Source organism: Salinibacterium sp. SWN167 (genome assembly GCF_015864665.1).
In the GTDB taxonomy this organism is placed as follows: Bacteria; Actinomycetota; Actinomycetes; order Actinomycetales; family Microbacteriaceae; genus Rhodoglobus.
In genome coordinates this window covers 18,715-40,639 of the sequence record NZ_JADYWU010000003.1, presented here as the reverse complement: position 1 = coordinate 40,639, position 21,925 = coordinate 18,715, and the positions used below count along the sequence as shown (strand labels likewise).

The window sequence follows — 21,925 nt, the reverse complement described above, 5'->3', positions numbered from 1 at the left end:
GTAGTACTGGTGAATTCCTCCGACGACGATTACATCGCCCCCGTCATCAACCTCTTTGCTGACAGGTCTAGCGCTGCGCGCGCTGATGTGGTGGAGTCGTCGCCGGAGGAATCCTCCGCAGAAGAACAATGGGCCGCTGAGGCCGTTGAAGAACCGCAGGCGGTGCTCCGCGCACTGCCCACAATGCGTGACTTCAGTCCGGCCAGCGAAAAAGAAGAAGAATCGCAGCCAGCAACACGTCGTGAGCCACGATTCGTCCCTGAACCGGTTGCTTCAGAAGTAACGATTTCGGCCGATCATCCCACTAACGGATCAGCAACGGTGGAGCCGGAAGATGGTTCGTCGCGCAAAGCACGAAAGCAAGCCCGCGACGGCTTCTCCGAGATCAGCCGAGTCAGCATGCGGGCGCTTGCTCGCCGCGGGATGTCCTCGCACGAGATGACCCAGTTCCTCGCCACCCGTGAATTCGAGTCCGACGAGGTCGAGGCAGAGATCGAGCGTCTTGAAGGATCCGCGCTCCTCGACGATGCGGCCCTCGCCGAAACGCTCACCCGCACATTGCGCGAACGTAAAGGCCTCGGCTCCGGCGGAATCATTGCGGAACTTCGTCGTCGAAAGATCGACCAAGAGCACATTGACGCCGTCGTCGACTTCGAGCGTGATGAAGAACAAGAACGCGCAAATGAAGTCGCACTCAAACGCGCACCACAACTCCGCTCACTCGACAACGAAACGGCCAAGCGCCGCCTCAGCGGATTCCTGCTTCGCAGAGGATATTCGGGCTCTGTGGTGTCATCGGCAGTCAACACCGCGCTGGCGCCCGGTGTCGGCGGATCATCGCACGGTCCCCGCTTTCGCTAGAAGCTCGGCCAGCTTCGCGCCTGTCAACCCTCCTCAACGTTGAGGCTTAAGGTGGAACACATGATTGACGAAAAACTGGCGACCCCGCGCAGCTACGAAGTGCGCACCTACGGGTGCCAGATGAACGTGCACGATTCAGAACGACTGAGCGGCTCGCTCGAAGCCGCCGGCTACGTGCGAGCGACTGAAGGCCAAGCGGACGTCGTCGTCATCAACACGTGTGCCGTCCGCGAGAACGCCGACAACAAGCTGTACGGCAACCTCGGCATGTTGGCGAGCGTTAAGAAAGAGCACGACGGCATGCAAATTGCTGTCGGAGGCTGTCTCGCTCAAAAGGATCAGGGCGTCATCCTCGAGAAAGCTCCGTGGGTTGACGTCGTCTTCGGCACCCACAACATGGGCTCACTGCCCACGTTGCTCGAACGGGCCCGCCACAACGAAGAAGCCCAACTCGAGATCCTCGAATCGCTCGACGTTTTTCCCTCCACTCTGCCCACGCGCCGCGAATCAACCCACAGCGCCTGGGTGTCGATCTCTGTCGGCTGCAACAACACCTGCACTTTTTGCATCGTTCCCACGCTGCGCGGTAAAGAGAAAGACCGTCGCCCCGGCGAGATTCTTGCCGAAGTGCAAGCGGTGGTCGATGACGGCGCTACCGAAATCACGCTCCTGGGTCAAAACGTGAACTCCTACGGCGTCGAATTTGGCGACCGCCAAGCGTTCAGCAAACTGCTGCGCGCCATGGGCTCCATCGAAGGCCTTGAACGCGTCAGGTTCACTAGCCCCCACCCGGCCGCATTCACCGACGACGTTATCGACGCGATGGCGGAAACCCCGAATGTGATGCCGCAGCTTCACATGCCACTCCAATCAGGCTCCGACCGCATCCTCAAAGCCATGCGCCGCAGTTACCGTTCGACCAAATTCCTCGGCATCCTTGAGCGAGTCCGTGCGCAAATGCCTCACGCCGCGATCACGACCGACATCATTGTGGGATTCCCCGGTGAGACCGAAGAAGACTTCCAAGACACCCTGCGTGTGGTCGAAGAATCACGTTTCGCCTCGGCCTACACGTTCCAGTACTCCATCCGTCCCGGAACGCCGGCGGCCACCATGGAAGACCAGATTCCTAAAGAGGTCGTACAAGAGCGCTACGAGCGACTCGCGGCGCTTCAGGACCGCATCTCGCGAGAAGAGAATGATAAGCAAATCGGCCGCACTCTCGAGGTGATGGTGACAGCAACGGAAGGCCGCAAGCAGGCTGAAACCGCGCGACTCTCTGGCCGCGCCGAAGACTCTCGACTCGTGCACTTCAACATCCCCGAGGGCAGCGCTACGCCCCGCCCCGGTGACGTCGTGACTCTCACGATCACTGAAGCTGCGGCGTTCCATCTCGTTGCCGACACCCAACCCGGGGGAGTGCTCAACATCCGTCGCACCCGTGCGGGAGACGCCTGGGACCGTGCCGAGGCAGCATCGTGTGGAGTCCCCACGGGCACCGGCACAAGTACTGACGCTGGCGCAGCAGACGCGAGTTCACGCGTATCGCTCGGTCTGCCCACGATCCGTGTCGCCACGACACCGATCTATGACCCCAGCGATTCCCTGCGCTAAGTAAGAAATGGCACAACCACCGCATGCCCAGCGCGAGCAGTCTCAACTGACCACGTCGGTGCCCGTGTCTGCCCGCTCTGACCACCCCGGCCCCGAGCCCGACCCGACACTTGCCAGCGACAGCGCTGCTGCGTTTCCGCTGGTAGTGGTCGTCGGCGCGACCGGCACAGGTAAGTCTGAACTCTCGTTGAACACAGCGGATGGTCTTGCGCGTCAGGGCATCTCATCCGAGATCATCAACGCGGATGCCATGCAGCTGTATCGAGGCATGGATATTGGCACAGCCAAGCTGCCTCTCGACCAGCGCCGCGGCATCCCACACCATCTGCTTGATGCGCTCGACCCCACCGACGACGCCAGCGTTGCTCAGTACCAGACGGATGCGCGGCGAATCATTCGGCAAATTCAGAGCGCCGGGCGCGTGCCGATCATGGTTGGCGGCTCGGGACTCTACGTTTCGAGCGTGATCCACGACTTCCAATTTCCTGCCCGAGACCCGGATGTTCGCGCGCGTCTTGAAGCCGAACTCGACGAGCTGGGTGTTGGTCTTCTTTTTCAGCGCCTTCAACAGCTCGACGCGGCAGCCGCGCACTCGATCGGCGCGAGCAATGGGCGGCGTATCGTTCGGGCCCTCGAGGTGATTGAGATTACGGGCGAGCCGTTCGGCGCCGGGCTTCCCGAAGAGAAAAAACTATGGACTCCCGCGCATATTTTTGGTGTAGCTGCGCCTCGAGATGAACTTGTTCCAAGGCTCAACGCCCGCGTGCAGCAGATGTGGGACTCCGGGTTGCTCGATGAGGTTCGTGAGCTTCGTCCGCGCGGGCTGGGCGTCACCGCCGCTCGCGCTATCGGTTATGCCCAGGCGATCGAGCAGTTGGACGGCACGCTCACTGAGGCAGACGCGATCGAGCAGACGGCCGCCCTCACGCGCCGCTATGCGCGTCGTCAGGTGGGCTGGTTCAAGCGTTACGACCAATGTCATTGGCTGCAGTATGACGATCCCGAGCGGGCAGAGCGCGCTCTGTCGATCGTCATGGGGGAGAATGGAACGCATGGCAACGCTTAACTTCACTAAAGGTCAGGGAACTGGCAACGACTTCGTGCTGTTTTCTGATCCGGATGGTGAGATTGACCTCACCCCGAAGCAGGTTGCGGCCATTTGCGATCGTCACTTTGGTGTGGGCGCCGATGGAATCATCCGCGCTGTTCGGTCCCGCAGTCTTGACGCGGGCGCTGCGGCGCTTGCCGAAGATGCCGACGCGGAGTGGTTCATGGACTACCGCAATGCTGACGGCAGTATCTCCGAGATGTGTGGCAACGGCATCCGTGTCTACGCGGAGTACCTCGCTAATGAGGGTTTTGTTGACTTCGAGCCAGGCGACACCTTGCCGATCGGTACTCGTGGCGGCGTGCGCGATGTTCAGCGCAACATGGCCGGCTATCAAGTCGACATGGGGCGTTGGGCGCTCGACGGCGGAGAGCCGCTCGTGCGGGCGAAAGAACTTGAGGTCGCCCGTCCGGGCCTCGGTATCAATGTCGGAAACCCTCACGTGGTCGTAGCCCTCGCCGAAGAAGCAGAACTCGATGGTGTTGACCTCGGCTACATCCCCGTGATTGATCCGCTGCCCGAGCACGGCGCGAATGTTGAATTCGTGGTGCCGGCCGAGCCGCTCGTCAAAGATGGCGTTGGTTCGATTCGGATGCGCGTGCATGAGCGCGGCAGCGGCGAAACGTTGTCGTGTGGAACGGGTGCTGTCGCCGCAGCTTTAGCTATTCGTCATTACGCCGGAGCGAGCGCTCCCCACCAGTGGCGGGTCACCGTTCCCGGCGGAACCGTTGTCGTTCGCATGTTCCCGACCGAGGATGGCGAACACGTGTCGCTGAGCGGTCCGGCCGAACTCGTTTACACCGGCAGCCTCGAACTCGCGTAGCGCGCCTCTGAGGGCCGTTGACGGCCCTTCGCTGCCGCCTAGGCGTCAGCGTCGTCGAGCGTTGCAGCGTGGTGTCTCGCGCGCAGTAGCCGGTAGCCCTTGTTGGTTGCGGCGCGAGTGAAACTGAAGTCGTCGGGGAAGGTTGCTTCCATCCAGCGGTGGAGGGAATCCGATCCGAGGTTCTTTTGTACAACCAGCCAGGCGTCGGCGTCTTCTTCGAGACGGGGTAGCCAAGTCTGGAGAATGTTGTGCAGCTCGTTCTTGCCGACGCGGATGGGCGGGTTCGACCAAATAGACATAAACGTTATGTCTTCGGGAACATCTGCGGGCAAAACCGCGTTAATGTTGGGTATGGACAATTTTTCGGCGTTTGCGCGCACAAGATCCAGTGCGCGCTCGTTGACGTCCACCGCCCACACCGTTGCATGAGGTGACTCGAGGGCAAGGGTGAGCGCCATCGGTCCCCAGCCGCAACCGAGGTCAAGCAGGTTTCCTCCCGGGGGAGGAGCGGGCACGTTCGCCAGTAGAACCTTGGTTCCAGCGTCGATCCGTTCCGGACTGAAGATCCCATTTGACGTGACAAGTTCGCGTTCGAGACCAGCAATGGTCGCGTGAATCGTCCGCAATTTGAGATCACTCTCGGGTGATGACGAGAAGTAATGCTCGTTAGCCATGCACAGAACTTACCGAAAACTAGAGAAGTAGGGTTAACCCAATGACGCGAAACACGACAGAAACCAGTATCGAGGCCAATGATGGCGACGACGCCGAGCGTTCCGTCGACCGTGTTCTGGCCGCAGAAAGCTCTGACCATGCGGCAGTGACGCGCTTCGGTTCCGAGGGAGCAGGCAAATCCGGCGCTCAAGCGCTGCAATCGGATGCTCACTATGAATCTGATCGCGACGGTGATCAGTTCGATCGCGAGGATCGTCACGCCCTGAAGCGCGTGGCAGGTCTATCGACCGAACTTGATGACGTCACGGAGGTCGAGTACCGCCAGCTGCGCATCGAGAACGTGGTGCTCATCGGCATCTACGGCCAAGGAAACCTGCGCGAGGCCGAGAACTCGCTTCGAGAGCTTTCTGCGCTAGCCGAGACTGCGGGCGCCGTCGTGCTTGACGGCCTCCTGCAGCGCCGTAGCCACCCCGACCCGAGTACGTACCTGGGCAAGGGCAAGGCGCGTGAGCTGAAGGATGTGGTGGCGGCAACTGGTGCCGATACCGTGATTGCCGATACCGAACTTGCCCCAAGCCAGCGACGCGCTCTTGAAGACGTTGTGGGAGTCAAGGTCATCGACCGCACTGCGGTGATTCTTGATATCTTCAGCCAGCACGCGACGAGCCGCGAGGGCAAGGCCCAGGTTGAGCTCGCTCAAATGGAGTACTTGCTTCCCCGTCTGCGTGGTTGGGGTGAATCGATGTCCCGCCAGGCCGGTGGCCAGGTGGGCGGTGCGGGTGCCGGTATGGGTAGCCGTGGCCCCGGTGAGACCAAGATTGAGCTCGATCGTCGCCGTATTCATACACGGATGGCGCGCCTGCGTAAGCAGATCAAGGGCTTTGCGCCGGCGCGTGAAGCGAAGCGGGCAAACCGTGATCGCTTTGAGGTTCCGAGTGTTGCTATCGCGGGCTATACGAACGCGGGCAAGTCAAGCCTGTTGAACCGCCTGACGCGCGCTGGTGTGCTCGTGGAGAACGCCCTGTTCGCGACCCTCGACGCTACCGTGCGTAAGTCGGCAACTGCCGACGGTCGGCTGTACACGTTGAGTGACACGGTGGGTTTCGTGCGTAACCTGCCTCATCAGCTGGTGGAAGCTTTCCGTTCGACGCTCGAAGAGATCGGTCAGTCCGATGTCATCGTGCACGTTGTCGACGCGTCGCATCCTGACCCTGGAGCTCAGCTCGCCACGGTGCGCGATGTTATTGGCGAACTCGGTGCGCGTGACATTCCCGAGATCGTTGTCTTCAACAAGAGCGATCTTGCGGATGACGATCAGCGTCTACTAATTCGTGGTCTGGAGCCGACGGGCATTTTTGTCTCGGCGCGCTCCGGTGAGGGCATTGACGAGCTCAATGCGCGCATCGCAGAACTCTTGCCTTCTCCTGAGATTGAGGTGACTCTGCTCGTGCCGTACGACCGCGGCGAGGTCATTTCACGCCTCCACGTGCAGGGCCGAGTGATCTCTACCGATTACCGCGAAGAGGGCACGTTGGTTACCGCGTTAGTTCACCCGGCGCGAGTTCCCGAGATTGAAGAGTTCGTTTCGCAGCAGGCCTAGAAGATTTAGCTGCAGCGACGGTGTTGTGCGTGCTCTAGAGCGCGCGCAACACCGTTACTACTTTGCCGAGCACTTGGGCGTAGTCACCCAGGATCGGCTCGAAGTTTGAGTTACGCGGCAATAGCCACGTGTGGCCATCTCGTTGACGAAAGACCTTCACTGTTGCTTCTTCGTCGAGCATGGCGGCGACGATATCGCCGTTCTCAGCCGTCTGCTGTTGACGCACGACGACCCAGTCGCCGTCACAGATGGCGGCATCGATCATGGAATCTCCCACGACCTTCAGCATGAAGAGTTCACCCTTGCCCACGAGTTGACGGGGGAGCGGGAACACTTCTTCAACATGCTGCTCGGCGGTGATCGGGATTCCGGCGGCGATGCGACCGACAAGTGGCACCATTGCTGCGTCGCCCATTGACGGGCTGATCGTGCTGGATTCGTCGACGGCGTTGGGCAGGTCGATAAGAACTTCGATGGCGCGCGGGCGATTGGGGTCGCGGCGCAGGTAGCCACTGAGCTCGAGCTGGTTGAGCTGGTGGGTAACGCTTGACAGTGAGGAGAGGCCGACGGCATCGCCGATCTCGCGCATGCTCGGCGGGTACCCCTGGGTGGCGACTGCTCGCTGAATCATTTCGAGGATTGCCTGCTGCTTCGCACTCAGGCTGGTGCGCCGCCGTGTTCCGCGCTCAGAAGCGTCGTCTCGGGGTGCTGTTGCGTCAGTCACGGAGTCCTCTATTTCTGCCACTCACGATTCCAATGTCAGTGGCTCATTCGAAACTGTATCCGCAGAAGGGGTCAAAAACAAACATTTGTTCGAGTGTCGGGAGCAAATGTCAGTGGCTTCTTCGAATATGTACTTGATATTCGAACTATTCGAATGTATGTTCGGAACACAACTTCGCATCCGGTTCTCCCGGCCGAGAACCGGATGCGATACCACCCCATGAGGAGCGAATGATGTCTACTGCTGTGATTGCACCTAACGCGGCTGTCCGTGCACGGCAGTCCGCACCGCGTCTTCGCCTCACCACGCGTGGTCGCGTCGTCCTTATGACTCTCGCGGCCACGCCGTTGGTTATCGCGGCCCTTCTCATCTCGCTCAACAGCGGCGGCGCTGCTGCGACTCTTGAGTCCAACGAGAACGCCTTCGTCTATGTCGATGTGGCGGCGGGGCAGTCCCTGTGGAACATTGCCGAGCAGCACGCCCCGGGTCATGACCCGCGCGAGGTTGTTGCCCAGTTGATCGAAGTGAACCAGATGTCGTCAGCAGACATCTTCGCGGGTCAAGAGCTCGCGATCCCCGCCAGCTTTTCCAACTAGCCTGCCCCGCTCCGCCGGCGTCGTCACTGGCCCCGGCATCCGGTCACAGCCAGTTCCTCTACGATTGGTGGAGTGACTTCGCTATCAGATCTCCCTATTCGTGATGACCTCAGGGGCCTTACGCCCTACGGTGCACCAACCGATCCGGTTCGCATCCAGCTGAATGTCAACGAGAACACGCATCCGATTCCGGAGGCGGTTGCCACTGACATTGTCATGGCTCTCGCCGGCGCTGTTATGAATGCCAACCGCTACCCCGACCGCGAATTCACTGAACTCCGTGAATCACTTGCGGCCTACCTCGGTCACGGCCTTACTGCCGACAACATCTGGGCGGCCAATGGTTCCAACGAAGTGCTTCAGCAGACGCTGCAGGCGTTCGGCGGGCCAGGGCGCCGCGTGCTTGGCTTCCCGCCCACCTACTCGATGCACTCCATCATCGCCTCAGGCACCGGCACCGAGTGGGTCACGGCACCGCGCGATCCTGCCTACGACATCACGCCAGAGAGCGTCGTTGCCGCAATCGCTGAGCACACGCCCGATGTTGTTTTTCTCTGTTCCCCTAACAATCCCACCGGCACCCCCGTCAGCAACGACACGATCGTGGCCGCCTACGACGCTACCGACGGCATCGTGCTCGTCGACGAAGCGTATGCCGAGTTCTCTGATCGCGAATCGGCTCTGTCGCTCCTTGAGGGTCGCCCGAGACTTCTCGTGTCCCGCACGATGAGTAAGGCCTTCGCCTTCGCCGGCGCGCGAGTCGGTTACCTCGCCGCGGATCCGGCGATCGCGGACGCCTTGCGTTTGGTGCGACTCCCGTACCACCTATCGGCGCTCACGCAGGCGGCGGCCGTAGCGGCACTGGCCCACGCGCCGCAAATGCTTGCCATGGTCGACGAGATCAAGGCGCAGCGTGATCGCATGAGCGCTGGACTTGAAGCATTGGGATTCACCCCCGTACCCAGTGAGTCCAATTTCGTCTTGTTCGGCAACGTCGCTGACCCTCAAGAACTGTTCCACAAGCTCCTCATTCAGGACATCCTGATCCGCGACGTCGGCATCCCGCACCACTTGCGAGTCACTGCTGGCACCGAAGAGGAAACCACTGCGTTCTTGGATGCGATGGCCGACCTCCAGACGCTCGGTAGAGTTGAACAATGACCTCACAGCGCACCGCGACAATTACGCGCGAAACTAGCGAGTCGAGCATCGAACTTTCGATCAATCTCGACGGCACCGGCACCTCATCTATTGACACGAGCGTGCCCTTCTACGACCACATGCTTACGGCGTTCTCGAAGCACTCGCTCATCGATCTCACCGTCAAGGCCAGCGGAGATACGCACATTGATGTGCACCACACGGTCGAAGACATTGGCATTGCGCTCGGGATGGCCATCAGGCAAGCGCTCGGCACCAAGGCAGGCATCTCGCGCTACGGTGACGCGCTTGTTCCGCTTGATGAGGCGCTCGTGCGTGCTGTTGTTGACGTCTCCGGTCGTCCTTATCTCGTCCACACGGGCGAGCCCGCGGGCTTCGAGATGCACCTTATCGGTGGTCACTTCACCGGCTCGATGGTGCGTCACGTCTTTGAGGCAATCAGTTACAACGCGGGTATCACCGTTCACGTGACCGTTCTGGGTGGTCGCGACCCGCACCACATTGCCGAGGCAGAGTTCAAGGCCTTCGCTCGCGCGATGCGTGCTGCGGTTGAGCCGGATGCTCGCGTCACGGGAATCCCCTCTACGAAGGGTGCGCTCTAGAGTGGCTGCTCCTTCGGTTGTCATCCTCGACTACGGCTCCGGCAACATTCACTCGGCAGCGAAGGCTCTCGAGGCTGCAGGCGCGAACGTTCGCCTGAGTGCGGATCGTTCGGTCGCTGAGGCGGCTGACGGGCTCCTCGTGCCCGGCGTTGGCGCTTTCGCTGCTGTGATGTCGGCGCTCGAATCAGTTCGCGGGGGCGCAATCATCGAGAAGCGCCTCACCGGAAGTCGCCCAGTCATGGGCATCTGTGTGGGCATGCAGGTGCTCTTCGCCTCGGGCGACGAACACGGTATTCAGACCGAAGGCCTCAACGAGTGGCCTGGTGTTGTAGAAAAGTTACCCGCCCCGGTTTTGCCTCACATGGGGTGGAATACTGTCGAGACTCCTGACGACACGACGCTGTTTGATTCGGTGCGAGACGAACGTTTCTATTTCGTGCACTCCTACGCTGCACAACAGTGGACGCTTGATGTTCAGCCGCCTTTTCCGCAGCCAAAGCTCACGTGGGCAGACCACGGCGGCCGATTCTTAGCCGCGGTCGAAAACGGGCCATTGACTGCCACTCAATTTCACCCCGAGAAGTCGGGCGAAGCTGGAATCCGACTACTAAGCAACTGGTTGAAGACCTTCTGATTTTGCTGAGGTTCTACGTGCACTAGTATCGGATGCTTGTGCGCGGCGTTCCGCGGTCAGGTCTTTAGAGAGCGTATCTATGAGCGAGTTCAACAAAACCCCCGGTCTAACCCTGCTGCCGGCAGTGGATGTAGCCGACGGCAAGGCAGTGCGTCTCACACAAGGCGAGGCAGGAACCGAGAAGAGTTACGGCGATCCGTGCGCTGCAGCTCACGACTGGGCCGACCAGGGCGCCGAGTGGATTCACCTCGTTGACCTCGATGCTGCATTCGGTCGTGGCGACAACCACGCGATGATCAAGAAGGTCATCAAGTCGACGCCGAGGCGCGTCAACATCGAACTTTCGGGTGGTATCCGCGACGACGAGTCGCTGGAATCTGCTCTTGCGACTGGCGCGAAGCGCATCAACCTCGGCACTGCCGCGTTGGAAAACCCCGAGTGGGCTGCTCACGTTATCGCCGAATATGGCGAGGCCATTGCTGTTGGTCTTGATGTTCGCGGCACGACGCTGGCCGCTCGCGGCTGGACGCAAGAGGGTGGCGACATTTGGACGGTTCTCGACCGTCTCGAATCTGCCGGATGCTGCCGCTACGTCGTTACTGACGTCACTAAGGATGGCACGCTGCAGGGCCCGAACATTGAGCTGCTTCGCCAGGTCATGGAGCGCACACACCGCCCGGTAATTGCCTCTGGCGGAATCTCGAGCTTGGACGACCTTATTGAGCTGCGCGAACTTGTTCCGCAGGGTCTTGAGGGCGCCATTGTGGGCAAGGCTCTCTATGCGAAGGCGTTCACGCTGGCTGAAGCGCTCGACGTCTCCTCGCACTAGGCGAATCACTTCGCGGGCGCGGAAACCGGAACTGACCTAGCACTGACACAGGAGCTGACATGGGCGCAGAAGTGAACGCAACGGATTCCGCAGGCGTACCGTGGGAGGGGCGTTCCTTTGAGCCCAACGCAGCACCCGATGACGATGGCAGCGCTCCTCAAGCGCTCATGGCCACTATCACCCGCTTTCATGCTGGCGATGCCACCGAAGCTGAGGTTGTCGATCAGGTTCGCGAGTCCCGCCTTCTGATCCCGCTGCTTGCCAAGGCAGGGGAGACCGGCACCACCGCCGAGGGGCTCACTGTCGATAAGACGCAAGAGCTCTCAATCGTCACGGTTACGGGGCCAGATGGCCGTGCCGTGTTGCCCGTATTCAGTTCTGTCGAGGCGATGAAGGTGTGGAATCCGGATGCTCGGCCAGTGCCAGCGGCAGGCACCCGTGTGGCGCTTGCGGCCGCCAGCGAAAACACTGACCTCGTTATCATCGATCCGCTCAGCGACAGCGAGTTCATCCTTCGTCGCCCGGCAGTGTGGGCGATCGCGCAGTCTGCTCCGTGGACGCCGAGCTTCTTGCGTGCCGATGTGCGGGACGAGTTCGCAGCATCCGCTGAGAGCGAAGAATGCGTCGCTGATATCCAGCTATTGGCCGGCGACCCCGGTGCACGGCTGCATGGCCCCGAGTTGGTCGTTCAGATCGCGATGCGCGAGGGGCTTGACCGCGAGACCTTAGATGCGGTCATGGAGCGGATGCGCGAACGCTGGAGTGCCTCTGAACTCATCGCTCAGTCGGTCGATTCGCTCGCAGTCCAAGTCATTCGCGCACCAGCCGCTGACCTGCCCACTAGCTGACAGCAACTAGCGGGCGCCGTCTTAGTTGACGGGGCCGGTGTACTTTTCGCCTGGGCCCTTGCCGGGGGCATCGGGGAACCGCGACTCTTCGCGGAACGCGAGCTGAACCGAGCGGAGTCCGTCACGCAGCGGGCGCGCATGGTGGTCACCGATCTCGGGGGCGGCGGCGGTCACGAGGCCGGCAAGAGCGGTAATCAGTTTGCGGGCTTCGTCGAGGTCCTTCTCTGACTCTGCATCCGGGCCATCAGAAAGGCCGAGTTTCACCGCAGCAGCGCTGAGCATGTGTACGGCGACGGTGTTGATTACCTCGACTGCGGGCACTTCTGAGATGTCTCGTGCTTCATTTGTCTCGTCTGGGGTGGGCTCGCTCATGATGTCCTTCGCTTATTGGGGTTCGCTCTGCTATTCTTATGCAGGCCCGGGGCTCGCCCCGGTTACGAAAGTGGAGATTCTCCCACCTGTCAACCGCATATAAGGTTACCGGGTAGTTACACCCCGCACAGTTCGCTGGCGTTGCAGTACGCATGATTCGTGTTTGAATCAGCGCATTGTTCCGGATGTGGACTGCGCAGCTTTAAAGGGTGATGCAGCATTCGCTGCGTTTGATCCTCTTTCGTGCCACGGCATCCGCCGAACTGCGTTTACCAGACGACTACCGTTTGGCTGCGCATCACGAAATGTAAGGAGAACACGCATCAGCGATCCCCGTACCAACGACCGAATCCGAGTCCCTGAGGTCCGTCTTGTCGGACCCGGTGGCGAACAAGTCGGTGTCGTCTCTATTGACGTCGCCCTCAAGCTCGCCCAAGAGGCAGATCTTGATTTGGTCGAGGTAGCTCCCAGCTCTAAGCCTCCCGTTGCCAAGATTATGGATTACGGCAAGTTCAAGTACGAAGAGGCGCAGAAGGCGAAAGAAGCTCGTCGCAACCAGACGAACACGATTCTCAAAGAGGTTCGTTTCCGTCTCAAGATCGACAAGCACGACTACGAAACCAAGCGCAAGCGCGCCGAGGGATTCCTCGCTGGCGGCGACAAGGTCAAAGCGATGATCTTGTTCCGTGGCCGTGAGCAGTCTCGCCCCGATCAGGGTGTGCGTTTGCTTCAGAAGTTTGCCGAAGATGTCTCCGAGTTCGGTTCTATTGAATCGACACCGACTATTGACGGTCGCAACATGGTCATGATTATTGGCCCACACAAGACCAAGGCAACAGCTAAGGCTGAAGCCGAGGCCCGCAAGGCAGCTAACAAGAAGCCTCGTGAGGCAGAAGTTCCAGAGAAAGAGGAGAAAGATGCCTAAGCAGAAGACGCACTCAGGCACCAAGAAGCGTTTCAAGGTCACCGGTAGCGGCAAGGTCATGAAGCAGCAGGCGGGTATGCGACACAACCTCGAGGTTAAGAGCAGCAAGCGTAAGCGCGCACTCAACCAGGATCAGGTCATTGCGCCGCAGGACGCCAAGACAATCAAGAAGCTTCTCGGTAAGTAAAGGGTTTAGGAATACATCATGGCAAGAGTAAAAAGGGCGGTTAACGCTCACAAGAAGCGTCGGGTAATCCTCGAACGCGCTAAGGGTTACCGCGGCCAGCGTTCGCGTCTCTACCGCAAGGCCAAGGAGCAGGTCACTCACTCCCTCGTCTACGCATACCGCGACCGTCGCGCCCGCAAGGGTGAATTCCGTCGTCTGTGGATTCAGCGCATCAACGCTGCGTCGCGTGCGAACGGCCTCACCTACAACCGTCTCATCCAGGGTCTGAACCTTGCTGGTGTGCAGGTTGACCGTCGTATCCTCGCTGACCTCGCGGTCACCGAGCCCGCCACGTTCGCGTCGCTGGTTGCAACCGCTAAGGCTGCACTTCCTGCTGACACGTCGGCACCCCGTTCGGCTGCGTAACTAGCCGCACAACTATTCGTGCAATCGGCACGCTGTAGCGACCAATTTGGTCCCTACAGCGTGCCGATTCTCGTATGTGCAGGGCGCGAGCTTAGGGTTAGTGGCGTGATTGATAACCCGCGCTCGCCACGTGTACGAGCAGTGGCCAAACTTGCAAAGAAGAGTGCCCGGTCTGAGACCGGGCTTTTTCTCTTGGAAGGCCCCCAATCCGTAGCTGAAGCTCTTGAGTTTCGCCCGGATCTCTTGGTTGAGCTCTACGCCACTCCTACCGCTCTCGAGCGCCACAGCGATCTCGCTCGTGCCGCCGAAGCTGTGGAGATCGAAATTGAATTCGTTTCTGAGCAGGTGCTCGAGACGATGGCTGACACTGTCACTCCTCAGGGCATTCTGGCTGTCTGCCGCCAGTTCCCGACGTCGGTTAAAGACCTTCTTTCTGGCGGGCCGAAACTGATCGCAATTCTTGAAGAGGTTCGTGATCCTGGCAACGCCGGCACGATCATTCGTGCAGCGGATGCCGCTGGTGCCGACGGCGTGATTCTTACGGGTCGCAGTGTTGACCTTTACAACCCCAAGGTTGTGCGCGCCACGACGGGATCTCTGTTCCACCTTCCTGTTGCTGTCGGTGCCGAGCTCGAAGCGGTGCTGGAGCGCGTCAAGGGGGAGGACATGCGTGTTCTTGCCGCCGATATCAAGGGTGGCGATTTGTTGGCGGCTCGCAATGAGGGCGTTCTCGATAAGCCCTCGGCGTGGCTGTTTGGCAATGAAGCTCGTGGCCTGACGGACGAGCATTATGCCTTGGCCGACTGGGTGATTTCGGTGCCGATTTATGGCCATGCTGAGTCGATGAACCTCGCCACTGCGGCATCCGTCTGCCTGTATGAGAGTGCTTTCGCGCAGCGCAGCAACTGATCGTGACCGGTACTCGTGATTTAGTGTCACGACCGTGTTACAACTAGGCGCGTTGATTGACCCCCGTTGCAGGCGTGTGTTTATCTTGGTGAATGGCAGCGCAGAGCGGTGAACCTCTGGTCGTTATCGACCACGTCAACAAACATTACGGTGAGCTTCACGTGCTCAAAGACATCTCCACCACGATTAAACGTGGCGAGGTAGTTGTCGTTATCGGGCCGAGTGGTTCGGGAAAGTCCACGCTCTGCCGTGCGATCAATCGCCTTGAGACGATCGACGATGGCACCATCACGATTGATGGCAAGTTGCTGCCCGAAGAAGGCGCTGGTCTGGCCAAGTTGCGCGCAGACGTCGGCATGGTGTTCCAGTCTTTCAACCTCTTCGCTCACAAGACGATTCTTGAGAACGTCACTCTCGGCCCGCGCCGCGTGCGCAAGATGTCCAAGGCAGAGGCCGACAAGAAGGCGATGGAGCTTCTCGATCGCGTTGGTATCGGCAACCAGGCATCCAAGATGCCGGCTCAGCTTTCCGGTGGCCAGCAGCAGCGTGTAGCGATCGCTCGATCGCTCGCGATGGATCCCAAGATCATCCTTCTCGACGAGCCCACATCGGCTCTCGACCCTGAGATGATCAATGAAGTTCTCGATGTCATGGTGCAGCTCGCCAAAGACGGAATGACCATGCTCGTGGTCACCCACGAGATGGGCTTCGCCCGCAAGGCTGCCGACCGCGTGATCTTCATGGCGGACGGCGAAATCGTTGAAGAGGCCGAGCCCGAGCAATTCTTCACCAACCCTCAATCTCCGAGAGCGCAAGACTTCCTCTCGAAAATTCTTACCCACTAACTCAGCGGGTAATCCCCACAGCAGCAAGGAGAAACACATGAGACTCAAAAAAGGTCTGATGATTTCTGCCATCGCCGCCGTAGGCCTTCTTGGCCTCAGCGCGTGTGCAGCAGACACTTCGTCTACTACCGACACCGACATGGTCGTTCCCGAGTTTGAAGCAGGCACCACGATGGCTGACCTCGCTGAGGCAGGCACGATCACCATCGGCACCAAGTTCGACCAGCCGCTGTTCGGCCTCAAGGGTCCGTCGGGCGACCCCGTCGGATTTGACGTCGAGATTGGTAAGCTCGTTGCCGCTTCGCTCGGCATTAGCGAAGACAACATCGAGTGGGTAGAAACGGTTTCTGCCAACCGTGAAACTTTCATCGAGAATGGCACCGTAGACATCGTGATCGCGACGTACACGATCAACGACACTCGCAAGGAAGTTATTTCCTTCGCTGGTCCTTACTACAACGCAGGCCAGGACATCCTCGTCCTCGATGGTAACCCCGAGGGCATCACTGGCCCCGAGGACCTCGCAGGCAAGGACGTCTGCAGCGTTGCCGGTTCCACTTCAGAGAAGAACATCGCTGAGTACGACGTCAACCTCATCACTACTGACGCTTACTCAGCATGCCTCGAGCCGCTTCGCAGCGGTAACGTGATCGCTGTCACCACTGACAACGTGATCTTGGCCGGCCTTGCCGACCAGAACCCGGGTGAGTTCGAAGTTCTGAGCAACCCGTTCACTGAGGAGCCTTACGGTATCGGTCTCGGTCATGATGACGACGAGTTCCGCGACTTCATCAATGACGTTCTCGAGACCTCGTACTCCGATGGTTCATGGGATGCGGCTTGGGAATCGACTGCAGGCCAGGTCCTGAAGCTTCCGACCCCTCCTGCTGTAGACCGCTACAGCAACTAGTGTGCTCGGTGCCCGCCTGCGACTAACGCAGGCGGGCACCATTCACGCCCTATTCACTTACTTTCCAGGAGGCCCGGATGGACGTCATCTCTAACGCGATCGACGCCCTTGTCGACATAACGCCGCTCTACATGCAGGGCTTTCTTTTGACACTGGCCCTGTTGGGCATTGCTGGTGTTGGGGCGTTTATTCTCGGGGTACTCATTGCGGCGATGCGCATTTCGCCGGTTCCTTCCTTGCGTGTTTTTGCAACGGTGTACACGGAGATCCTTCGTAACATTCCGCTCCTTCTGGTGCTTTTCTTTTGCGCCTTTGTGCTCCCCATCCTTGGTGTCGATCTTGACTACTTCCTCCTAGCCGCTCTTGGCTTGACTCTGTACACCTCACCTTTCGTCGCTGAAGCGGTGCGTTCAGGGTTCAATGGTGTTCCCGTCGGCCAAGCCGAAGCCGCTCGTAGTATTGGCATGGGATTCACCCAGACGGTTGGCCTCGTAATTCTTCCTCAGGCAAGCCGCATGGTCGTTCCGCCACTTATCAACGTCTTCATTGCTTTGACCAAGAACACTTCGGTTGCCGGGGCTTTCTTTGTGAACGAACTATTCAAGGCGACCGGCGCTGCGTCCCGCGACCACGGCGACCTCGTGTTGCTCACCCTGGTGTACGCGGCAGCGCTTTATCTGGCCATTACTATTCCGCTTGGGCTCATAGCCGGAGCGATCGAGAAGAAGGTTATGGTGCTGCGATGAGTGCGAGCGTGCTGTACGACGCCCCGGGTCCGAAGACTCGGCGCAATTCCGCCATCGCCTCCGTGGTCGGTGCGATGCTCATCATCGCGCTTATCGTCTGGGCGTACTTCATCTTGGCTGCGCCGCGTGTGAGCGCTAACGGCGCTGAGCAGCCGGGGCTTTTTGACCCGTCGAGAACCGACATTCTGGCTGACCCTGAAGTCTGGGGCGCGTTCGGGCGAGGCGTTGTAAACACTTTGCGGATGGCGGGAGTCGCGGCAGTGCTGGCGATCATCGTCGGAATTCTGTTTTCTTTCGGGCGCACTGCTGCCTCTAAATGGATCCGCATTCCTACGTCGATCTTGCTTGAGATTTTCCGCGGTATGCCGTTGCTGTTGCTTATTTTCTTCGTTTTCTTGATGTTCTCTACCGGTGGCTACTGGGCCGGTGTGCTTGGTCTCGGAATCTACAATGGTGCGATCATCGGCGAAGCTCTCCGTGCCGGCATCAGTTCTTTGCCCAAGGGACAGCGTGAAGGTGGGCTGTCGATCGGCCTCACCTCGCTGCAGACCCGCTTTATCGTGGAGTTCCCGCAGGCCTTCCGCCAGATGTTGCCGATCATTTTGGCGCAGCTTGTCGTGCTGTTGAAAGACACGTCGCTGGCGTACGTCGTGGCGTACCCCGAGCTCTCGCGCACGATCAAGGAGCTGCAGAACTTTTACGGCAGCCGCTACGTCTTCACGCTGTTTGCCATCGGTCTGGTCATTTACCTCGTCATGAACGTGAGCCTCTCGTACATCGCCCGCTATATCGCGAAGAAGAGCGGTCCGAAGGATGGCGCGACCACTCCGAACACACCCAAGCAACCTGGCGTAGATGGCACTCGTGCCATCACGATGCCGCCGCGCGGTCACGCCAGCTACGGCGTCGACAATGGCAGCACTGGCGGCGGCGGGTACTAGCTCTGCAATGAGGGCGGCCCGCCACAGCGGTGTCCGCTAAACTCGGTTCTTGTGTCTGAACCCACCCCGATCACAGAACCAGCGGTAACCGCGGCGGTCGAAGCAGCTCTTGCTGCCATCGAATCCGCCGCGACAATGGCCGACCTCAAAACGGTGCGCGGCGCCCATCTTGGCGAAGGGTCACCGCTTGCGGCGCTCAACGCCCAGATGAAAAACGTGGACCCGGCAGACCGAGCGGCCAGCGGCAAGCTCATCGGTGGCGCACGCGGCCGCGTCAACGGCGCGTTTAGCGCCCGTGAGGCCGAGCTGGCCGTCGCCGAAGAGCAAGCGAAGCTCGCGGCAGAAGCCGTGGATGTCACGGCCGTCGCCACTCGCTACGTGAAGGGCGCCCGGCATCCGCTGAGCCTGCTCATGGAGCACATGAGCGACATCTTCGTCGGCATGGGATGGGAGGTCGCAGAAGGCCCCGAGCTCGAGAACGAGTGGTTCAACTTTGACGCGCTCAACTTCGACGAAGATCACCCGGCCCGCGCCATGCAAGACACGTTCTTCATTGACCCCATCGACTCGCACTTGCTGTTGCGCACGCACACGAGCCCGGTTCAGATCCGCTCCCTTCTTGAGCGCCCACTGCCGGTATATGTCGTCGCGCCCGGACGCGTGTTCCGCACGGACGAACTCGATGCCACCCACACTCCCGTCTTCCACCAGCTGGAGGGTATCGCGATCGACAAGGGCCTCACCATGGCGAACCTGCGGGGCACGCTTGAGCACCTCGCGCGCGCCATGTTCGGCGAGGGCGCCCAGATTCGTCTGCGCCCCAACTACTTCCCGTTCACCGAGCCCAGCGCCGAAATGGACGTGTGGCAGCCCAACGCCAAGGGGGGCGCCCGCTGGGTTGAATGGGGCGGCTGCGGAATGGTCAACCCCAACGTGCTTCGTGCCGCCGGGATAGACCCCGACGAATACCAAGGCTTCGCCTTCGGAATGGGAATTGAGCGCACGCTGCAGTTCCGCAACGAAATGAATGACATGCGAGACATGGTCGAGGGCGATATTCGCTTCTCCCAGCAGTTCGGAATGGTGGTCTAATGAAAATTCCCATGAGTTGGTTGCGGGAATTCGTTGAGATCCCAACAGATATCACCCACGAACAGGTTCACGCTGCGCTCGTGAAGGTTGGCTTCGAAGAAGAAGACGTCCACGGTTTCGATATCTCTGGTCCGGTCGTCGTTGGCCAGGTTATTGAGTTCGTCGGCGAGCCCCAATCCAACGGCAAAACCATCAACTGGTGCCAAATCGATGTTGGCGAAGCCGAGCCTCGCGGCATCGTGTGTGGCGCCCACAACTTTGTGGTCGGCGACAAGGTCGTTGTCACGCTTCCCGGCTCGGTTCTTCCCGGCCCGTTCCCGATCGCTGCACGCAAGACTTACGGTCACGTCTCCGATGGAATGATCGCGTCTACTCGCGAACTTGGTCTCGGAGATGAGCACGACGGCATCCTCGTGTTGTCTACGTTGGGTCTCGACCCCGAGGTCGGAACGAGCGCGATCGAGCTGCTCGGTCTCGATGACTTCGCGGTAGAGATCAATGTCACGCCCGACCGTGGGTATGCCATGTCGTTGCGCGGTGTTGCGCGTGAATACGCCCTCTCGACGGGGGCAACGTTCACCGATCCTGCCGACGCTCCCACGATCACCGAGGCGAGCGGCTTCCCCGTCGTTATCGCCGACGACGCGCCGATTCGCGGTCGCGCCGGAGTGCGCGCCTTCGTCACGCGCGTCGTACGGAACGTGGATGTCACCAAGCCAACGCCGTCGTGGATGATCACGCGCCTGACGCTCGCCGGCATCCGCTCGATCTCGCTCACGGTAGACATCACGAACTACGTCATGCTCGAACTCGGGCAGCCGATTCACGCCTATGACCTCGACCGAGTGTCGGGCGGATTGACGGTTCGTCGCGCTAAAGCGGGGGAGACGCTCACCACCCTCGACGACAAGTCGCGCACGCTCAACCCTGAAGACCTGCTCATCACCGACGAGTCCGGCCCCATCGGCTTGGCTGGCGTCATGGGTGGGGCAAGCACTGAAATCACGGATGCCTCCACCAACGTTCTGATCGAGGCAGCCAACTTCGAACCGATCTCGATCGCGCGCACTGCTCGCCGCCACAAGCTCGGCAGCGAAGCATCACGTCGTTTCGAGCGCGGAGTCGACCCGCTAGTGGCTTCTGCGGCGGCTGCGCGCGTCGTTGAACTTCTCGTGGAGCTGGGCGGCGGCACCGTCGATGCTCTCGGCAGCGACCTACTAGCCGAGCACACCCCAGATGCTGTTGATCTGCCTGAGGGCTATGCCGAAGGCCTGATCGGCGTTCATTACTCCGCCGATGAGATCACCGACTCTCTGCAGGCTATTGGCGCCGAGGTCACTGTGACTGACACTGGCTGGAGCGTGACACCACCGAGCTGGCGTCCCGACCTCGGTGACAAGACCACGCTCGTTGAAGAAGTTGCCCGCATCGTGGGTTACGACCGTATTCCGGCTGTGCTCCCCGTCGCTCCTCCGGGCCGCGGGCTCACTCGCGCCCAGCGCCTGCGTCGCACCGTCTCTAACAGCCTCGCGGCATCCGGCCTCACCGAGGTCTTGGCCTACCCGTTCATCTCTCAGCAGTCGAACGACCTTTTTGGCTCGCCTGAAGCTGGGGGAGCGACCACGATCAAACTCGCAAACGCCTTGGACCCGGATGCCGCAACCCTGCGTCGTTCGTTACTGCCGGGCCTCGCGGCGATCGCGCACCGCAATGTCTCTCGTGGACTCACGGACCTCGCTCTCTTCGAGGTCGGAACGGTGTTCCTGCCCGAAGCGGGCCACCGTTACGGAAGCACCTCGTTGCCGCTCGGCTATGAGTTGCCCAGTGACGCCGCTCTCGCCGAACTGCGTTCGAGCATCCCGGAACAACCGTGGCACGTTGCCGCGCTGTTCCTCGGTGATGCCGTTACGCGCCAGCCGGGTCAGCAACCACTCTCTCGCGGGCTCGCGGATGCTCTCGCCACGGTTCAGCAGCTGGCGGCGACGCTGTCCGTCGACATCGACGTCGTGACGGGAACCCATCAGGCGATGCACCCCGGTCGCACCGCCGAGCTTCGCGTGGGCGACCACACTGTTGGCTACGCCGGCGAGTTGCTGCCGGCCCTGGCGCTTGAACTCGATTTGCCGCGTGTTGTTGCGGTGCTTGAGCTCGACCTCACCGTGCTGATCACGAGTGCTGCTGTAGATATCGCTGCGACTCCCATCGTGTCGTACCCGGCCGCTACGCAAGACCTGTCTCTCGTAGTACCGGTGGCTGTTCAGGCTGGCGAGTTGTTGGCCATCATCCGCGAGGGTGCAAGCGAACTCTTGGAGAACGTGCGGCTCGTCGATGACTACCGTGGCACCGGCATCCCGGAATCGCACAAGTCGCTGACTTTTGCGCTGAGGTTCCGTGCCAGTGACCGCACGCTCACGCAGGCAGAAGCGACCGACGCGAAGAACGCTGCGGTTGCCCTTGCTGGCGAACGAGTGGGCGCTGAACTGCGCGAGTAACCACTAATTGGTGCGAAAGCCGGTTG

Annotated in this window: 24 protein-coding genes; 21 read left to right on the top strand and 3 right to left on the bottom strand. The window is 60.3% G+C overall.

The features are described from left to right. The first annotated feature begins 9 nt into the window (after positions 1-9). The 4 genes from I6E60_RS14710 to dapF are packed head-to-tail and all read left to right on the top strand — an operon-like array spanning position 10 to position 4,406. Positions 10-861: a regulatory protein RecX gene (locus I6E60_RS14710; RefSeq protein ID WP_307841857.1), complete on the top strand. Its 852-nt coding sequence runs from the start codon at positions 10-12 to the stop codon at positions 859-861. Between the two features lie 60 nt (positions 862-921). Beyond that, positions 922-2,475, top strand: coding sequence for a tRNA (N6-isopentenyl adenosine(37)-C2)-methylthiotransferase MiaB (gene miaB / locus I6E60_RS13305; protein WP_197126724.1), 1,554 nt, complete (start codon positions 922-924; stop codon positions 2,473-2,475). Positions 2,476-2,482: 7 nt separating this feature from the next. Then, on the top strand, positions 2,483-3,541 hold the full coding sequence (gene miaA, locus I6E60_RS13300) for a tRNA (adenosine(37)-N6)-dimethylallyltransferase MiaA (protein ID WP_197126725.1): 1,059 nt from the start codon (positions 2,483-2,485) through the stop codon (positions 3,539-3,541). Beyond that, entirely contained in the window at positions 3,528-4,406 is an 879-nt protein-coding gene (gene dapF, locus I6E60_RS13295) for a diaminopimelate epimerase (RefSeq protein WP_197180839.1), read from the top strand. The genes miaA and dapF overlap by 14 nt, the downstream gene beginning before the upstream one ends. A gap of 38 nt (positions 4,407-4,444) precedes the next feature. Here dapF and I6E60_RS13290 read toward each other — a convergent pair whose 3' ends face one another. Next, positions 4,445-5,080 (bottom strand): class I SAM-dependent methyltransferase, encoded by a 636-nt coding sequence (locus tag I6E60_RS13290; protein ID WP_197108695.1) that lies wholly within the window; start codon positions 5,078-5,080, stop codon positions 4,445-4,447. Positions 5,081-5,121: 41 nt separating this feature from the next. On the opposite strand from I6E60_RS13290, the gene hflX reads away from it, so the two are divergent. After that, positions 5,122-6,681, top strand: coding sequence for a GTPase HflX (hflX, locus tag I6E60_RS13285; protein ID WP_197180837.1), 1,560 nt, complete (start codon positions 5,122-5,124; stop codon positions 6,679-6,681). 34 nt (positions 6,682-6,715) lie between these two features. Here the strand turns inward: hflX and lexA are convergent, their stop codons facing one another. Then, positions 6,716-7,405, bottom strand: coding sequence for a transcriptional repressor LexA (gene lexA, locus I6E60_RS13280; RefSeq protein WP_197180835.1), 690 nt, complete (start codon positions 7,403-7,405; stop codon positions 6,716-6,718). A gap of 230 nt (positions 7,406-7,635) precedes the next feature. On the opposite strand from lexA, the gene I6E60_RS13275 reads away from it, so the two are divergent. The 6 genes from I6E60_RS13275 (at position 7,636) to I6E60_RS13250 (ending at position 12,075) form a co-directional block, all read left to right on the top strand. Next, positions 7,636-8,001: a LysM peptidoglycan-binding domain-containing protein gene (locus I6E60_RS13275; protein WP_231601034.1), complete on the top strand. Its 366-nt coding sequence runs from the start codon at positions 7,636-7,638 to the stop codon at positions 7,999-8,001. Positions 8,002-8,073: 72 nt separating this feature from the next. Then, a complete protein-coding gene (locus I6E60_RS13270) occupies positions 8,074-9,162 on the top strand; it encodes a histidinol-phosphate transaminase (RefSeq protein WP_197126730.1) in 1,089 nt (362 codons plus the stop codon). Next, on the top strand, positions 9,159-9,764 hold the full coding sequence (gene hisB / locus I6E60_RS13265) for an imidazoleglycerol-phosphate dehydratase HisB (RefSeq protein ID WP_197126731.1): 606 nt from the start codon (positions 9,159-9,161) through the stop codon (positions 9,762-9,764). Before I6E60_RS13270 ends, hisB begins: the two co-directional genes overlap by 4 nt. Next, positions 9,721-10,398 (top strand): imidazole glycerol phosphate synthase subunit HisH, encoded by a 678-nt coding sequence (gene hisH / locus I6E60_RS13260; protein ID WP_197126732.1) that lies wholly within the window; start codon positions 9,721-9,723, stop codon positions 10,396-10,398. Before hisB ends, hisH begins: the two co-directional genes overlap by 44 nt. A 79-nt stretch (positions 10,399-10,477) precedes the next feature. Next, a complete protein-coding gene (gene priA / locus I6E60_RS13255) occupies positions 10,478-11,227 on the top strand; it encodes a bifunctional 1-(5-phosphoribosyl)-5-((5-phosphoribosylamino)methylideneamino)imidazole-4-carboxamide isomerase/phosphoribosylanthranilate isomerase PriA (RefSeq protein ID WP_197126733.1) in 750 nt (249 codons plus the stop codon). A 59-nt stretch (positions 11,228-11,286) separates the two neighbouring features. After that, a complete protein-coding gene (locus I6E60_RS13250; RefSeq protein WP_197180833.1) occupies positions 11,287-12,075 on the top strand; it encodes an SseB family protein in 789 nt (262 codons plus the stop codon). 21 nt (positions 12,076-12,096) lie between these two features. On the opposite strand, the gene I6E60_RS13245 is transcribed toward I6E60_RS13250, so the two are convergent. After that, complete coding sequence (locus tag I6E60_RS13245) at positions 12,097-12,447, bottom strand: DUF1844 domain-containing protein (protein WP_197126597.1); 351 nt, start codon at positions 12,445-12,447, stop codon at positions 12,097-12,099. 322 nt (positions 12,448-12,769) lie between these two features. On the opposite strand from I6E60_RS13245, the gene infC reads away from it, so the two are divergent. The 10 genes from infC (at position 12,770) to pheT (ending at position 21,899) form a co-directional block, all read left to right on the top strand. Beyond that, the gene (infC, locus tag I6E60_RS13240) at positions 12,770-13,372 is read left to right on the top strand and encodes a translation initiation factor IF-3 (protein WP_197126768.1); all 603 of its coding nucleotides are present in this window, start codon (positions 12,770-12,772) and stop codon (positions 13,370-13,372) included. Next, positions 13,365-13,559: a 50S ribosomal protein L35 gene (rpmI, locus tag I6E60_RS13235; protein WP_197108656.1), complete on the top strand. Its 195-nt coding sequence runs from the start codon at positions 13,365-13,367 to the stop codon at positions 13,557-13,559. The genes infC and rpmI overlap by 8 nt, the downstream gene beginning before the upstream one ends. A gap of 18 nt (positions 13,560-13,577) precedes the next feature. Further along, positions 13,578-13,964, top strand: coding sequence for a 50S ribosomal protein L20 (rplT, locus tag I6E60_RS13230; RefSeq protein WP_009771944.1), 387 nt, complete (start codon positions 13,578-13,580; stop codon positions 13,962-13,964). A gap of 105 nt (positions 13,965-14,069) precedes the next feature. After that, a complete protein-coding gene (locus tag I6E60_RS13225; protein ID WP_197180831.1) occupies positions 14,070-14,873 on the top strand; it encodes an RNA methyltransferase in 804 nt (267 codons plus the stop codon). 92 nt (positions 14,874-14,965) lie between these two features. Further along, the gene (locus tag I6E60_RS13220) at positions 14,966-15,718 is read left to right on the top strand and encodes an amino acid ABC transporter ATP-binding protein (protein ID WP_197126736.1); all 753 of its coding nucleotides are present in this window, start codon (positions 14,966-14,968) and stop codon (positions 15,716-15,718) included. 37 nt (positions 15,719-15,755) lie between these two features. Next, positions 15,756-16,628, top strand: a complete 873-nt coding sequence (locus I6E60_RS13215; protein WP_197180829.1) for a glutamate ABC transporter substrate-binding protein — start codon at positions 15,756-15,758, stop codon at positions 16,626-16,628. Between the two features lie 77 nt (positions 16,629-16,705). After that, positions 16,706-17,374, top strand: a complete 669-nt coding sequence (locus I6E60_RS13210; protein WP_197126738.1) for an amino acid ABC transporter permease — start codon at positions 16,706-16,708, stop codon at positions 17,372-17,374. Then, positions 17,371-18,315 carry an amino acid ABC transporter permease gene (locus I6E60_RS13205; RefSeq protein WP_197126739.1) on the top strand — a complete coding sequence of 315 codons (945 nt, stop codon included), beginning with the start codon at positions 17,371-17,373 and terminating at the stop codon, positions 18,313-18,315. Before I6E60_RS13210 ends, I6E60_RS13205 begins: the two co-directional genes overlap by 4 nt. A 51-nt stretch (positions 18,316-18,366) precedes the next feature. Then, on the top strand, positions 18,367-19,407 hold the full coding sequence (gene pheS / locus I6E60_RS13200) for a phenylalanine--tRNA ligase subunit alpha (protein WP_197180827.1): 1,041 nt from the start codon (positions 18,367-18,369) through the stop codon (positions 19,405-19,407). Then, on the top strand, positions 19,407-21,899 hold the full coding sequence (pheT, locus tag I6E60_RS13195) for a phenylalanine--tRNA ligase subunit beta (RefSeq protein WP_197180826.1): 2,493 nt from the start codon (positions 19,407-19,409) through the stop codon (positions 21,897-21,899). Before pheS ends, pheT begins: the two co-directional genes overlap by 1 nt. The last annotated feature ends 26 nt before the right edge of the window (positions 21,900-21,925 follow it).

Coding starts and splice junctions, on each gene's coding strand:
- I6E60_RS13220 (WP_197126736.1), top strand. CDS start 14,966: ATGGCAGCGCAGAGCGGTGAACCTCTGGTCGTTATCGACCACGTCAAC.
- hisH (WP_197126732.1), top strand. CDS start 9,721: ATGCTCGCGTCACGGGAATCCCCTCTACGAAGGGTGCGCTCTAGAGTG.
- rpmI (WP_197108656.1), top strand. CDS start 13,365: ATGCCTAAGCAGAAGACGCACTCAGGCACCAAGAAGCGTTTCAAGGTC.
- I6E60_RS13290 (WP_197108695.1), bottom strand. CDS start 5,080: ATGGCTAACGAGCATTACTTCTCGTCATCACCCGAGAGTGATCTCAAA.
- I6E60_RS13210 (WP_197126738.1), top strand. CDS start 16,706: ATGGACGTCATCTCTAACGCGATCGACGCCCTTGTCGACATAACGCCG.
- hisB (WP_197126731.1), top strand. CDS start 9,159: ATGACCTCACAGCGCACCGCGACAATTACGCGCGAAACTAGCGAGTCG.
- I6E60_RS13205 (WP_197126739.1), top strand. CDS start 17,371: ATGAGTGCGAGCGTGCTGTACGACGCCCCGGGTCCGAAGACTCGGCGC.
- priA (WP_197126733.1), top strand. CDS start 10,478: ATGAGCGAGTTCAACAAAACCCCCGGTCTAACCCTGCTGCCGGCAGTG.
- I6E60_RS13250 (WP_197180833.1), top strand. CDS start 11,287: ATGGGCGCAGAAGTGAACGCAACGGATTCCGCAGGCGTACCGTGGGAG.
- dapF (WP_197180839.1), top strand. CDS start 3,528: ATGGCAACGCTTAACTTCACTAAAGGTCAGGGAACTGGCAACGACTTC.
- pheT (WP_197180826.1), top strand. CDS start 19,407: ATGAAAATTCCCATGAGTTGGTTGCGGGAATTCGTTGAGATCCCAACA.
- miaB (WP_197126724.1), top strand. CDS start 922: ATGATTGACGAAAAACTGGCGACCCCGCGCAGCTACGAAGTGCGCACC.
- miaA (WP_197126725.1), top strand. CDS start 2,483: ATGGCACAACCACCGCATGCCCAGCGCGAGCAGTCTCAACTGACCACG.
- hflX (WP_197180837.1), top strand. CDS start 5,122: ATGACGCGAAACACGACAGAAACCAGTATCGAGGCCAATGATGGCGAC.
- rplT (WP_009771944.1), top strand. CDS start 13,578: ATGGCAAGAGTAAAAAGGGCGGTTAACGCTCACAAGAAGCGTCGGGTA.
- I6E60_RS13275 (WP_231601034.1), top strand. CDS start 7,636: ATGATGTCTACTGCTGTGATTGCACCTAACGCGGCTGTCCGTGCACGG.
- I6E60_RS13215 (WP_197180829.1), top strand. CDS start 15,756: ATGAGACTCAAAAAAGGTCTGATGATTTCTGCCATCGCCGCCGTAGGC.
- I6E60_RS13245 (WP_197126597.1), bottom strand. CDS start 12,447: ATGAGCGAGCCCACCCCAGACGAGACAAATGAAGCACGAGACATCTCA.